Annotated in this window: 12 protein-coding genes; 6 read left to right on the top strand and 6 right to left on the bottom strand. The window is 44.2% G+C overall.

The genetic code is table 11. The annotated features are described in order from the left end of the window. Nucleotides 1-596: hypothetical protein (locus CFPU101_RS25820; protein WP_307730479.1), on the top strand; the 596-nt coding region annotated here is incomplete at its 5' end. A 114-nt stretch (nt 597-710) separates the two neighbouring features. Here CFPU101_RS25820 and mobQ read toward each other — a convergent pair. After that, nucleotides 711-2,852, bottom strand: coding sequence for a MobQ family relaxase (mobQ, locus tag CFPU101_RS23955; protein WP_206818219.1), 2,142 nt, complete (start codon nt 2,850-2,852; stop codon nt 711-713). 297 nt (nt 2,853-3,149) lie between these two features. Between mobQ and CFPU101_RS23950 the strand changes: the two genes are divergently transcribed. Beyond that, nucleotides 3,150-3,443 carry a hypothetical protein gene (locus CFPU101_RS23950; RefSeq protein ID WP_206818217.1) on the top strand — a complete coding sequence of 98 codons (294 nt, stop codon included), beginning with the start codon at nt 3,150-3,152 and terminating at the stop codon, nt 3,441-3,443. Nucleotides 3,444-3,487: 44 nt separating this feature from the next. Here the strand turns inward: CFPU101_RS23950 and CFPU101_RS23945 are convergent, their stop codons facing one another. Both CFPU101_RS23945 and CFPU101_RS23940 read right to left on the bottom strand, forming a co-directional pair. After that, nucleotides 3,488-4,264, bottom strand: coding sequence for a GIY-YIG nuclease family protein (locus CFPU101_RS23945; RefSeq protein WP_206818215.1), 777 nt, complete (start codon nt 4,262-4,264; stop codon nt 3,488-3,490). Nucleotides 4,265-4,937: 673 nt separating this feature from the next. Beyond that, nucleotides 4,938-6,326 carry an amidohydrolase family protein gene (locus tag CFPU101_RS23940; RefSeq protein ID WP_206818213.1) on the bottom strand — a complete coding sequence of 463 codons (1,389 nt, stop codon included), beginning with the start codon at nt 6,324-6,326 and terminating at the stop codon, nt 4,938-4,940. 607 nt (nt 6,327-6,933) lie between these two features. On the opposite strand from CFPU101_RS23940, the gene CFPU101_RS25815 reads away from it, so the two are divergent. Next, entirely contained in the window at nt 6,934-7,446 is a 513-nt protein-coding gene (locus CFPU101_RS25815; protein WP_242578239.1) for a helix-turn-helix domain-containing protein, read from the top strand. A 109-nt stretch (nt 7,447-7,555) separates the two neighbouring features. After that, entirely contained in the window at nt 7,556-8,233 is a 678-nt protein-coding gene (locus CFPU101_RS23930; protein WP_206818211.1) for a site-specific integrase, read from the top strand. Here CFPU101_RS23930 and CFPU101_RS23925 read toward each other — a convergent pair. Genes CFPU101_RS23925 through CFPU101_RS23915 form a run of 3 tightly spaced genes read right to left on the bottom strand, consistent with a single transcriptional unit; the run spans nt 8,208 to nt 9,854 of the window. Beyond that, entirely contained in the window at nt 8,208-9,104 is an 897-nt protein-coding gene (locus tag CFPU101_RS23925; protein WP_206818209.1) for a hypothetical protein, read from the bottom strand. The genes CFPU101_RS23930 and CFPU101_RS23925 overlap by 26 nt on opposite strands. Further along, nucleotides 9,101-9,286 carry a hypothetical protein gene (locus CFPU101_RS23920; protein ID WP_206818221.1) on the bottom strand — a complete coding sequence of 62 codons (186 nt, stop codon included), beginning with the start codon at nt 9,284-9,286 and terminating at the stop codon, nt 9,101-9,103. Before CFPU101_RS23920 ends, CFPU101_RS23925 begins: the two co-directional genes overlap by 4 nt. Before the next feature lies 1 nt (nt 9,287). Beyond that, a complete protein-coding gene (locus tag CFPU101_RS23915) occupies nt 9,288-9,854 on the bottom strand; it encodes a zeta toxin family protein (protein ID WP_206818207.1) in 567 nt (188 codons plus the stop codon). 132 nt (nt 9,855-9,986) lie between these two features. Between CFPU101_RS23915 and CFPU101_RS23910 the strand changes: the two genes are divergently transcribed. Continuing rightward, nucleotides 9,987-10,277 carry a DNA-binding protein gene (locus tag CFPU101_RS23910; protein WP_206818206.1) on the top strand — a complete coding sequence of 97 codons (291 nt, stop codon included), beginning with the start codon at nt 9,987-9,989 and terminating at the stop codon, nt 10,275-10,277. A 419-nt stretch (nt 10,278-10,696) separates the two neighbouring features. Then, a partial coding sequence (locus CFPU101_RS23905; RefSeq protein ID WP_206818205.1) for a plasmid replication protein, CyRepA1 family occupies nt 10,697-13,031 on the top strand: 2,335 nt, incomplete at its 3' end.

The following is a 13,031-nucleotide window of genomic DNA, read 5'->3' as shown; positions in this document are numbered from 1 at the left end:
GTAAGTTATGCCGTCGCTATCTGACTGAAGAAATTACTTCAGAAATGGTTAAGCGTGATGATTATGGGTGGTTTGGCCAGTTAACCATCCACTATTATTTGACAACAGGTTCGGAATTTTTAGCTCAAAAAGATAAAAAACGGGTTGAAGGTTTGGCAAAAGAGAACAATGGAAAAGTCTTTAAGCCTGATTTTAATAAGGTCGCTCTAACTCCAAAAATTAAAGTTTTAGAGTTTTTGGAAATTGAGCAATTCCTTAACCCGATGAACCAACACGATAACGAGTCTCTCGAAGCTTGGTTTAACGAGAAGGTTATCCCTCACGCTCATGTAATTAAGAGTGTTTTAGGCTTGACGATTAATCTTTTAAAAGATTCTCCCGTAGCGGTCGCTCAGAGAATATTGGGGATGTTGGGATTGAAACTAACTTGTATTGGTCGTAAGGGCAGTCGAGGCAACCGAAAACGGGTTTACCAATTACTAGACCCCAATCTTGACGGACGGAACGAGATTTTTAGCCGTTGGTCTGAACGAGATTCTAAAGGCGTGTCCACCCTCTCTAATAATAGTTATTTACTGGAGATGGTGGCCGCATGAAGCTTATAAAAGAGATTCAAAGTAAGGCTAGAGAGCCGATTTTACGAGCGTGATGAACAAATCATCGAGTTCTGGCAATACTTGAAGCGGCAATAAATCCAAACGGTTAAGCGTTTAACGAGAAAAACCCCTTCCTCGCTCTTTTTTCTGGGCTTTTTGAAGTGCCTGTTGCTCTAACCACTCGTCTAAATCAACGGAGATCTCCTGTTCAAGAACTGGGGGTAATTTGCCTTCCTTGTACTCCCAACCTTGATTAGTCCGTTGAGCTACAAGGAAATCATTTGGGTTTTCTTTTGAGCGATAGGTCATGATTTGGGTTTTGAAATCAAAGGAAAGAAAATAAACCGAATTATTCTGTTTGTATTGACCAACATAATTTAAGAGTTTGGCTAGAACAGGCATACAGTGATCTACCTGTCGTTGCGCCTCTCTTCGGTCAAGCTGTTGATTTAACTGCTCGATTGCCTGTAAGTCAAGTTCCGATAGGCTTCCACTGATTTGACCAGCCTGCTTAGAAAGAATTAAACCTCGTCCATCTTTTGCGTACATCTCCACCGTCTCAAAATTGGGAGAGACTTTTAATCGGTACCGTTGGCCTTCAAAACTTTCCTCGTCTAAATCTTGCATTAGCCGAATAATAGTAGCGATCGCGGCTAGATGATTCAAATCTGATTGTCGTTGTGAATCACTTAACGATTTTTCGTCTTCTCCAGACGATTGATCTTGATCTCGATGTTGTTCACTCGCCCCTTGATCTGTTCGATTAAGTTGCCGTTTGGGGGAAAAATCTTGATTAAGCTCCAACTGAGCAGACTGGTCAGAATTAGGCTTAGACCGCCCAGTTTTAGAAGCGTCGGCCGATGTAGCTGGTTCAGTAACCCCCTCAAATTTTCCCTGTCCTTCTGTGCCGCGTCCCAAGTGACTAGACAGTTTTTGTTGATTTTGTTCAGACTGGTCTGGATGTCGGTTTCGACTGAGGAGAGTTCCTTGCTCTGTGCCTTTTTCAAGTCGTTGAGTTGGCTGTCTAGATGGCTCTGTAGGGCGTTCAACTTCTGCTGCTGTACTGTCTCCAATCGATTGGCTCGGTTCTCTATTGCTTCCAACTTCTCCACCACTGCCTCTAAGACGGTCTGCAAGGCGATGTAATTTTCGTCGACTCTCATCTGCCTCTCTGCTAGAGCTTGTAAAGTAGTCAGTAATTTCGTCAAGTCGTTCGGTGAGATTGATTGGTTCTGCGGTGCTTTCCCATTCCCGTTCACGGTCGGATTCCTCATTTGGCTCGTTTGGGTTCATAGTTATATTTTGGGCAGATGGGAGTCCAAAAGTCTCTGACAAATTAGGACAGCCTTGTTGAGATAGTTCGTCGGTGCCATCAATAATCTGTGTAGTCGAAGGCTGTCCTAATTTGTCGGATTTCTTTCTCGGGAAGGAAGTTGTCTGCTGTTTAATTTCTTCCATCACTGCAAGTTCAATAGCAATTAACTCATCAAGTTCCTCTAAGGCGACGTGACTAGAAGCAAGTTCAAGATTGATCTCGTTGATCGTCTCATACAAATCCCCAATTTGATACTTAGAACGAAACTCTTGTAGATTCCCCTGTTCGATAGATTGTTCTCGGATGCGGTGTAGTTCTGGCCCTAAGTGGACTTGAGCAATGCGCTCTGTAATCCCTTGAGCCACTAAAGTACGATGGTCGATCTTAAGATCGACTAGCCCAAGATTTTCAAGGGCAACATTAACGTGAGTTGCCCATGCTTCTCTCTGCTCTACTAATAGCTCAGTTGAGTTCCAGTCACGATTTTTCTTCTTACTAAAGCCCTGTTCAGTAATATCTCTCATGGTGAGCAGGACATGGAAATGGGGATTATCACTTGCTAGATCATGAAAAGCAACATCAGCGATCATGCCTCGGTTAACAAATTGTTCTCGAACATAAGAAAGTGCTAAATCCTTCATCTGCACTTGATCTAGTTCAACAGGTAGAGCGATATTAAATTCACGAGCGAGTTGAGAGTCTTTTCTATTCTCGGCTGCCTCGACTTCATTCCATAATTTCTCACGGTTTTTTACCCATTCGGGGGCGTTAGATGGGGCTAGAATGAGCGTAGAGTCTACCCCTTGTTTTTTGGTGTAATCGAAGCTTTTTCCTAACCGAACATCAGTTAAGAGATCACCAGCACGATAAGCGGCAGATGCCAGAACGCTTTTGCCCCCATTACGGGAAATAATTTTTGCTGAAACGTGATAGATAGCCATTTCTTGTGATGAGACAAGCTTGGATGTGATTAACTTCCTTCCCATCTGCCCTTTCACAAAAAATGATTACGAAGCGATGGAATTGAAAAGTCAGTCCGAGGATTTTTGAAACCAACCGAGGGGGTTTTCAAAGGGGGGTACCCCCTTTGACGCACGCAACCTCTGGTTGTATAAGTGCGCCATTACTCCGTAATGGAAGGCAGACGATAACTCAAGTGTAGCACGAGAGTTCTGGAACGTAGCGAAAAGTTGTGATTTAGCTATGATGGTTGTATCAAGGCTTTTTGAGAACAAGTGATGAATAAGCGACTGGAACAGTTGTTAAAGAAGAAAGAGGAATTAAATGCTCAGATTCAACAACTTAAGGCTCAACAAGCATCCTCCGAACGAAAAAAGGATACTCGCCGTAAGGTGCTTCTAGGGGCGTTGGTGATGCAAGCGATGAAGTCGGATGAGACTTATAAGAAAAGTGTGATGAAACAATTGGATGAGTTTTTAACTAGGGAGGGAGATCGATTGTTGTTTGACCTTCCACCACTCGCCTCTTATCCCTCGCCTGATGAGTCTGGGAAGAATCAAAAAACGAAGTGATTAATTAAATATCCAGACTCAGCAGTGTCGAGAAATAAGAGGCTTTAAGGTTTGGTTTGTGGGGTAGATGGAGGATAAAATCGAGTTCGGTGACTGCCTTGCTCAATGGGCTTACATTGCCAGCCTGAGAGTTCTTCAAGGTATTTGTCGGGTTCATTGTTGTAGAAGGAGGCGGCACTTTCTAAGTCGGTGGTTGAGTTAAAACCGAAGTGTTTCATGAGGTTGCTTCTGACGATGCCTTCTCGACGGTCTTCAGAGGTCGGTGTCCAATCCTGTAGACCAGAAGGTGGTTTGAGGTCTTCAAATCGCTTCATGAGGTTTTCTAAGCCAATAGCCGACAGGCTAGAGAAAGTGATGTCGAATTGGCGTTTTAAGGCGTAAAGTTCCCCTCTAAGTTCGTTTAATTGTCCATTGGTTACTAAGATATTTTCGGTTGGTGTGGCATCAGATTCGTTTTGGAACTCCTCAATAACATCATTGAGATTGTCTACTGAATTAAAGGTAAAGTAACCGATTCGACAATCAAGAGAGGTTTCAATAAAGTGTTGGTATTTATGATGGCTATTCCAACGTTTCTGTAAGTTATCAGCTTTACCGATGTACAATAATTGTTTGTCTGGGGTAAAGACAAAATAGATAGCAGGAGAAGGAGGTAGTTTAGCTCTTTCGATCACTTTTACGTTGGGAATTGAACCGAGGATGAGGTCTACTAAGACATCAGTTCTGTTTTGCTTAGTGGCTTTGGCTTGGTGGTCGATGCTATCGATGACTTCACTGGGGCAACGGAAGGTAACGGCGGTACTCTTGGAGCTTTCGGTCATGAGTGACAATAAGTGACGTTGATGTATGCACTGTAATTATAACTAAGTAACAAGGTGAGGTGAAAGGGGGAAGTAATAGAGGGATAAGTGTTAGTTACTAGAATTTATTAGTAGTATGTCATTAAATGTATTTGATTCATGTGTGCATTGTCATATAAATATGAATATATTTTTTAGAGATACTTAAGATACTCAAGACATACTAAACTTTCAGTCAGTATAATGAATTAAGTTAAATAGCTTTAAATGACTAATCTGATGACAGTAGATACATGAGTCGGTGATGGTGTGATTAGACTGTTCGTAGATGGCTTCTTTGTGAAGTGGGTAATTTTCTGGACTGAGGGGAAAGTAATACAGTTAAACTTACATTGTCAATCGAAATTTAAGTACAATGTAAGTTTAATCGTCATTAAAATCGGCTTTCTGCCTCTCAACTCAATTAGGGGTAAGGCAACGAAAAGCGAATTTTACGGTCGCCTTGTCCCTCTAATGCTTGTCCCATCTAGGTTTGCTCAATATGTCCAAAATGCCTTATTTGAGCCGAACAAGAAGTCCTTTCCTCAACTGAAAGCTTTACATGAGCGGATTTTCAGACATTGACCTTGATAAAGTTCTCCTAATACTGTCGTATTTCAGTCAGGACAAGGGTTTTTCGATGAGATTTTCCACATCAACGGATTGAGTTTTTATAAATTTTTCCGTCCTTCATGATCACGATGAAGTTCTTGGCTGGATTCTCAATCAGCTTGATGTTTTTTAGTGGATCGCCGTCCACCAGCAGCAAGTCAGCGAGTGCGCCTTCTTCGATAACACCCAATTTGCCTGGATAGGGATTGCGCGGGCCAGATAACGCCAGTAGTTCGGCATTAGTACTGGTTGCCATCTTCAGCACCTCAGCAGGCGTGTACCAGCGAACCATTTTCGCAAGCTGAACCCCCTGCCGACTGGCTAGTTTGGCATCGAATAAGGTATCGGTACCCCAGGCGGTTTTGAGATTGTATTTCTTGGCTAGTGCATAAGCAGTGTCCGTCCCTTGAACCATTTGCAGTTGTTTAGCACGGTTAGCCGACCCTTCTGGGAACGGAATAGCATCCTCGTCATCGAGGAATGGCTGCAAACTGAGCCAGATCCCGTTTTCCGCCAATATTTTCGCCGTCGCCTCGTCCATCAGTTGCCCATGCTCAATGCACTTGACCCCCGCCCGAATCGCTTTCTGAATGGCGCGAGGGGTGTAAGCGTGAACGGTGACATAGGTGTTCCAGTCCTCGGTGGCCTCAACGGCGGACTGTAACTCAGCTTCTGTGTATTCGCTGACATCAATGGGATCGTAGTCCGAGGCCACACCACCGCCCGCCATGACCTTAATTTGGCTGGCACCGCGCATCAGGTTCTCACGAGTACGACGGAGGACTTCGGGTACCCCATCGGCGATCGCCGTCGCTCCGAGCATTTCCGACGGATGGAGGGGGGTAGAGGGTGTTCTTGGCAGATCTGATAGCGAGCGAAAATCTCCATGGCCGCTGGTCTGGGAGAGGGGCGCACCACTGGGATAAATGCGTGGCCCGACTGACTTCCCTGTGTCGATCGCCTTTTTGAGGTTGAAAACTGGCCCCCCCATATCGCGGGCTGTCGTAAACCCGCGTAGCAGCATATCTTTAGCGGCGGTTTGCGCCTTCTGCTCCAAAACTTGAGGGTTGATATTGGGATCGAGTCCCTCCTGAATCGTAGTGAGGGTCATAAACAGGTGAGTATGGTTATCGATCAGACCTGGCATTAGTACGCGGCCACCGCCGTTAATACGAGTTGAATCCGCTCCCGATGGTGCCGCAATGGACGCTGTAGAGATCGTCTCGATTTTGTTACCAACTACTAACACATTGGACGGGGCAGACAGTTGTTCAGAGGTGCCGTTGAAAATCTGCACATTTTCAAACAGGGTGCTGGTGGTTGGTGGAGTTCGATCACCTGTGGAGGGTTGGCTTTGTGCATAGCCGAATTGGGCGGTGAATCCGATAATTGCTAGCAATAAAGCCCCTACTATAACGTAACGCCATCGCATAAGCTTAGCTCCTTCTATGTAAACTTGGATGTAAATGACTGAGAGGTTTCTTATCCAGACCAACGGCTAGGGACAAAGCCCCTGTCCCTAGCCGACTTAACGGCCGAGAAAGCATCTGGAAACCCGATTGAGATATGACGTGCAGAATAACAGGCGTACAGCACGGGCAAAACAGTGGTTCAAGAGATGGAATCATAACGGCGGATAACTGAATAGTTAATATTGACGAAAATGAAGGCGTTAGAGAACACTTTAATCACTACATTCAATCGCAAAACGGTCAAGCCGACTGAAAAATTTAATTATTCATCTTCAATAAGCCCTCCCCCAGCAGCGTTACAAGGGTTTAAGGGTGGATGTGACCGTAAAATTCCTTTTTCGTTGCCTTACCCCTTGTCTATTGCCCAAGCAATCTCCCCCCTTTTCTCGTTCCTGCCTTCGTCAACACGAAAGAAAGCATCTTCAAACGGCTGCCCGTACTCCCGCCATGACCCTTAACCTCACCCTGTCTGTTTTCTTGTCGGTCACTGTCGGAGTTCATAAAATGAGAATAAACCCGACAGTCAGCTTTTAGCTGTCGCTCACTGTCGATATTTCTTTAATCTCTATGAACAAACAAGAAGCGGCTGATTATCTCGGTGTCAGCACCAGAGCTATAGAACGCTACACCCAAAAGGGCAAACTCAGCGTCAAGTACGAAGGGGGCAAAACTCGCCCCGTCGCTGTCTACGACTCAGAAGAACTAGACAAGCTCAAAGAAGAATTAAAGACCACCACCTATAAACCAGCGATTGAAGCGGCCTCACCAACCCCGACCGAACTCGCCACAACTCCTGTCGGGCTGTCGGGGTTAGTCGAGAAATTCATCCTTCCCCTGTCAGGGCAACTCCAACAACTGACAGAAGCCATCCAAAGTCTTAAAACACTATCAACGGCTAAACCCACTGTCGGAATTGAAAATAAACTGCTGCTGACTTTGAGGGAAGTTCAAGCCCTTACGGGTTTGAGTCGTGAAACTCTACGTGAAGCGATCGCAAGTCATCAACTCAAAGCCCAGATCGTCGGGAAAGCATGGCGGGTCAAGCGTAAAGACCTAGAAGAGTATATCGAAAATTTATAACCCCGACAAGGCTAATCTCGACAGTCGGGTTCCCTGTCGGCCACTGTCGGAGTTGACCTACACCCCCAAAAAGCCGTTCAATATTCACAAAGGCACTACAGGTCTAGAAATGAAAATCGACCGTCACGGACAAGCGAAAATCCTCACAACTTATGAAATTCAACGACTTTTCACCTCTGGTTTCATCGTCAACCCGCCTAGAGATCGCGCCCTTTTTGCCGTCTGCCTCTACACCGCCTGCCGTATTTCTGAAGCCGTCACCCTATCCTTACGCGATGTTTACGACACACAAGGAAAAGTCCGACCCGAAATTATCATCCGCAAAGGCAACACCAAAGGAAAACTGGCCACCCGCACCATCCCCGTCATTGAAGATCTCAGAATTAAACTAGAAGCCTACACCCCACGCGCCGACTCCATCTACCTCTTTCCAGGCAACGAAGGAAACAAAAGAGCGAACACCCACCTGCACCGCGACTCTGCTATCTGGCTATTAAACCAAGCCTGTAAACGAGTCGGCCTCGAAGGAGTCTCCACCCACAGCTTCCGCAGAACCGCCCTCACCCAAATGAGCAACGCAGGCATCCCCTTACGCATCATCCAAGAAATCTCAGGACACCGTACCCTTGATGAACTTTACAAATACCTAGAGGTCAAACCCGAACAAATCAAAGGTGCGATCGCCTCTCTTTCAATGTTGACTCCCCTTGATTCAGATTACTTCGATAAATCAAGGTATGTTGAAGTTTCTCCATCGGCTCTCAGTTCGATGACCCCTCAACCCTAGCTAATAATTCCTCACGGGACAGAGAAGATAAATTGAGCAGTAATTGGGTGCGCTCGGGGCGGGGAAGCTGCACGATCTGGGGAATCAGACGGGATAATTCCTCGTCTAAAGTGCCGAATCGTCCTTCTAGTAGTGTCTCGATCACCAGGCCTTGTCCTTCTTCTTTCCACGCTTCGCACTGCTGTATATAAGCGGGTGATAAGTTCATGATTAATTCCCTCTCTTCTTCACTTCTATTATCTTTTAACTCTAATGTCTTACGCCAAGAAGCTAAAATCTCTAACAGGTTATCTCGGAACGGATGACTTTCTGGTAAGTTGGCTAATTCTTCTACAGCCTGTCTTTGGGTGCTTCCTTTGCCTAAAACCCTTAACCAGAGAGTATCGGGGGTCACGGGAAGTTGATTGATGGCGATAATGGCGGTTTGGCAAAAGTTCGGGAAAAAATAAACTCCTTCAATCCAATTTTCTTCTAAATTTAATCTAGCTCCAAATCCCTCAAGCATCCTGACTGAACACGATGGCGACAGAATCCATAAAAACGGCAATTCGGTTTCTGATAACGATTGTTTTTCCCGTTTGGCTTTCCGCAAGAGTTCACCGTGAACGGTGTAAAGCTTTAAGAGGCAACTACGGATTTCGATTTCAGTTGGAGCGTTACGATAGGGTTCAAATAGACAGCTAGTGGCGGCCATATTGCTCAGTAACCCCAGATTTTGAGAGGTGGGAGGGACTGAGGTGGCGGGAACAAACCAGACATCGATTTCAGTTACTTCGCTTCTAACATCGCGGCTGGTTTCGACTTTTCCTAAAGGGGTTAATAATTCCTCTAGGTACTCTTTGGCAAACTGGTCGTGGGGCTGTCGGGTCATTGAATTTGAGATTTGGCGGTTTTTTTGGGAATTTGGTCAGCCGTTAAGGTGATAATCTGACCGTCTTTGAGAATGCTGATCGATTCTCCTAATTTTCGGTGTCTTTCGATCGCTTCAGCAATGGCTGCTCTGACACCTGCATCGATTTTTTGATGCAGTTCGCTTAGAGTAGGTTCGCTCATTTCATTTGGCGGTAATGGCTCGGAAGGTGTCGAAGTCATAAATAATCGGCGGTTGGTTCAATCCTGATGCAGCCACTAAGCTCGGCTCATCTCTGGAGTTGTCATAGATAATCCAAGTATCACACAAGGGTAAATACAACTGGGTTAGGTTAATACGTCCTCGTTCATAACGACGACGAACCACATCAATCGGAATATTATGCCCGCCACTGGCTACTCGTCTTTGAACTCGTTCTATGGCTAATTCGGGAGATTCTAGCCAAAAATAAATCAGATTGACTGTATAGCCAGAGTTTTTACAGTCTCTCAAAAAACGGGCAAAATTTCGGGCGGCTAGGGTGGTTTCAAAGGCAAAATCTAATCCTTCTGTTTTCAGAGATTCTAGGCGTTCTAACATCAACCGTCCCGCTTGAATGGCAACGGATTCTGGATTAAAAGGGGATAATCCAGCAGCTATTTCATCGGCGTTGACGTACTCAAAAACGCTAAGGAAGTTGGGTAAGAGCCTTTTGGCCACGGTGGTCTTGCCAGAGCCATTCGCACCGCCAATTATGTAAACATTCGGCATGAGTAATTTCAAATAATCTAATGGCTGCTCCAGAACCTTGTTCTAGAATCAGTTTCCACTACCCAATCTTAGGTTAACTATTAATCCCTTGGTATCATAGGGATAATCAGGAGTATTCTACTGCTCTATAAAATGCCTAACCCTCTAGCCACTACTGAACCAATGGTCAGAAATCCATCTGATTTTGACCCGCCTCTACAACGAAAAGAACCAAGTCTCCCTGGTTATTGGACGCTTGAGGAGATTGCTGCGGAGTTAGGCATTAGCCCTCGTCGAGTGGGATACGATATTACTGGCTATCCACAGAAAAATATTCAGCCAATTCTAAAAGCTTTCAAAGTAACAGGTACATTCTTCATCACAGAAGAAGACGCATTAGAGTATATTCAGATCAAGCGTTTTTCCAAACGTAAAAAATCTTAACAAACTCTCTGTACCGAATAAGTTTCATAAACTTGAAACTATGATTATAATAATCTTAATACGTGAAAAAAACGCTAATGCTTTCAACTATTAGCAGGATTTCTTACTTATGATCTTAGACTTCGATGCTGACATCACCACTAAACACACAGGAATAGCGGTAAATCAAATGAAAATAAAAATCCCCTGAACTGTTGACGCAGTGCAGGGACTTCTAAAACTAATACGCCGTTGACGCGGCGACTTCATATGAACAATATTTTTTTTTACATTGCTGTTGACGCAGCAATATCCGATAACTTCATTGTAAACGATTCTGATTATAGCGGTAGATTAAGCAATCAAAACAAACACAGAGATTGCCGTTCAAACGGTCACTGTCAGTTACTAGAACGACTAGAACGTGTTGGGGGTGAGTCATGATTCATCGCCATCACTACCAAGAGTTCTTAAAGAGCGCGATCGCCCCTGAAGTGATCGAGTTAAATTTCTTATCACTTTCTGGCACTAGCCCACACGAGTACCTACTTTATTCATCCGAATTGCCCCGCCGTAATACAGGACGCGTATCGGATAGCTATCTCAAGCGATACGAGCATCTAGAAGATGGCGGGTGGTATTGTGGTACAAGTGACCCCCTTACAGGAAATGATTCTCTCTGGGGTTGTTTCAAACCAGACAAGCCAAGAATTGACCCTGAAAAAGGAAAACCCATCAAGTACGAACACCCGCCAAAAGTTTCCACTGAGGCATTCTTCCTTAAGGTCACTTGGGGAATTGGGTTAAAAATCGCTATCAAACATGGGCTAGAAGATTCCTACAAAGAACGGATGGCGGCGGCGATCGGGATTGCCACTACTGAGACGTTTTTAAAGTTTGAAGATCTTGAGTTTTGGCAGTGGGTTATTGAAAATTCAGTACCAATTACTATCACTGAAGGAGCCAAAAAAGCCGCTTCTTTACTTAGTGCTGGTTATTGTGCCGTCGGATTATCAGGCATCTACAACGGTTATAGACAAGAGCGAGACGACTACCGCAATAGTCTCGGTCTACCCTATTTAATTCCTCAGTTGGAACCTTTCGCTACTAAAGGGCGTGAGATTAGTTTCTGCTTTGATAATGACTCCAAACCAAAAACAAAACAAGCGGTTCGTCAAGCCACGCTTAAAACTGGGAATCTTTTTAAATATAAAGGTTGCAAGGTTTCAGTCATTTTATGGGATTGTTCTGAAAAAGGAGTTGATGACTTGATTGCAGCCAAAGGAACTGAATACTTTGATGCAGTGTGTCAGGCTCGGAAAAGCCTAGAACTGTTCAATCTAGAAGGCTTTAAGGCACTTTCCCCCGATGCGCTCGTTTATCAACGATATATCGATTTGTCAAAAGCACCAAGCGACGCTCAACTTATCTGGATTAACTCAGCCAAGAAAACTGGCAAGACAGAGGAGTTAACTAAAATCGTCGATAAAGCGATTTCATCGGGTCAACCCTGCTTAGTAATTGGGCATCGAGTTAAATTACTCGAAGAATTGGCAAATCGTTTTGGGATTCCCTATCGATTAGAACTTAAAACATTAGAACAAGGAGCCATATTAGGCTACTGCCTCTGTATTGATTCACTTCACAAACACGCTAACCCATCGTTTAATCCCTCTGATTGGGAAGGCGCATTAGTGATTATCGATGAAGCTGAACAGGTTTTCTGGCATTTGCTCAATAGTCCTACTTGTAAAAATAACCGAGTTTCAATTATTGAAACTTTCTCTTCACTCCTCAGAACAGTTGTTGCTACTGGGGGTAAAATTTATTTGGCTGATGCTGATTTAAGCCGAATCTCAATCGATTATGTTGAAAAAGCAATCGGATTTCCCGTTAAGACTTGGGGCATCTACAACACTTTTAAGCCCAGCGAAAACAGAAAGCTTTATTCCTACGCATCTTCAGAAGCATTAAACCAAGCCATTTTAACTGAGATTAACAATGGTGGCAAACCCTTCATCTTTACAGGAGCTAAAGACGTTAAATCTAAGTTAGCTGCTTCAAATTTAGCCTCACAAATCGCTGTCCAGTTTCCAGATAAAAAGATATTGGTTCTTGACTCTGATACCTGCAAAGACCCATCACACCCCGCTTATAAAGCGATGGGGAATTTGAATCAAGTTTTAAATGATTATGATGTTGTAATCGCTACTCCCGTTCTCGAAACTGGGATAAGTATTACTCTAGAAAATCACTTTACAGGTGTGTTTGCTTTTGGCTCAGGTAAACAGACGGTTAACGGTTTTTGTCAGGGATTAGAGCGAATTCGTGAGGATGTACCGCGTCATATCTGGGTGGCCAAATCTTCTAATGAAAGAGTAGGAAACGGTGAAACTGACTTAAAACGATTGCTCCGTTCCGAGCATCAAAAATTCAACTTGATCTTTAAATCTTTAGCCTTAGCAGACTCCTTGAGCAGTATAGACGGGTCAAACCCCGAAAATATCCAAACATGGGCTAAAATGGCTTGTTTTCAGAATTTAGAAGCCAAGAATTATCGAGAATGTATTTTCAAAAAACTAGAGTCAGAAGGATATTCTTTGGAGTCGCCACCAACAGACCGTCATTATGTGTCAGAAGAAGAGAGCAAATTGCTTTTGACTCTAGCCAAAGAGGAAAATTACGAAATTGAATGCGACTCCACAGCCGCCCCTCCTAATCCAACAGATGAGGAATTCAAAAAATTAGACCAGCAAAACGACAAAACCCCGCAGC

It is taken from the genome of Chroococcus sp. FPU101 (assembly GCF_017312365.1).
Taxonomy (GTDB): Bacteria; Cyanobacteriota; Cyanobacteriia; order Cyanobacteriales; family Microcystaceae; genus Chroococcus.
Note: the sequence above shows the minus strand (reverse complement) of the source record. Positions and strands in the feature narration are given on the sequence as shown.

Coding starts and splice junctions, on each gene's coding strand:
- mobQ (WP_206818219.1), bottom strand. CDS start 2,852: ATGGCTATCTATCACGTTTCAGCAAAAATTATTTCCCGTAATGGGGGC.
- CFPU101_RS23950 (WP_206818217.1), top strand. CDS start 3,150: ATGAATAAGCGACTGGAACAGTTGTTAAAGAAGAAAGAGGAATTAAAT.
- CFPU101_RS23945 (WP_206818215.1), bottom strand. CDS start 4,264: ATGACCGAAAGCTCCAAGAGTACCGCCGTTACCTTCCGTTGCCCCAGT.
- CFPU101_RS23940 (WP_206818213.1), bottom strand. CDS start 6,326: ATGCGATGGCGTTACGTTATAGTAGGGGCTTTATTGCTAGCAATTATC.
- CFPU101_RS25815 (WP_242578239.1), top strand. CDS start 6,934: ATGAACAAACAAGAAGCGGCTGATTATCTCGGTGTCAGCACCAGAGCT.
- CFPU101_RS23930 (WP_206818211.1), top strand. CDS start 7,556: ATGAAAATCGACCGTCACGGACAAGCGAAAATCCTCACAACTTATGAA.
- CFPU101_RS23925 (WP_206818209.1), bottom strand. CDS start 9,104: ATGACCCGACAGCCCCACGACCAGTTTGCCAAAGAGTACCTAGAGGAA.
- CFPU101_RS23920 (WP_206818221.1), bottom strand. CDS start 9,286: ATGAGCGAACCTACTCTAAGCGAACTGCATCAAAAAATCGATGCAGGT.
- CFPU101_RS23915 (WP_206818207.1), bottom strand. CDS start 9,854: ATGCCGAATGTTTACATAATTGGCGGTGCGAATGGCTCTGGCAAGACC.
- CFPU101_RS23910 (WP_206818206.1), top strand. CDS start 9,987: ATGCCTAACCCTCTAGCCACTACTGAACCAATGGTCAGAAATCCATCT.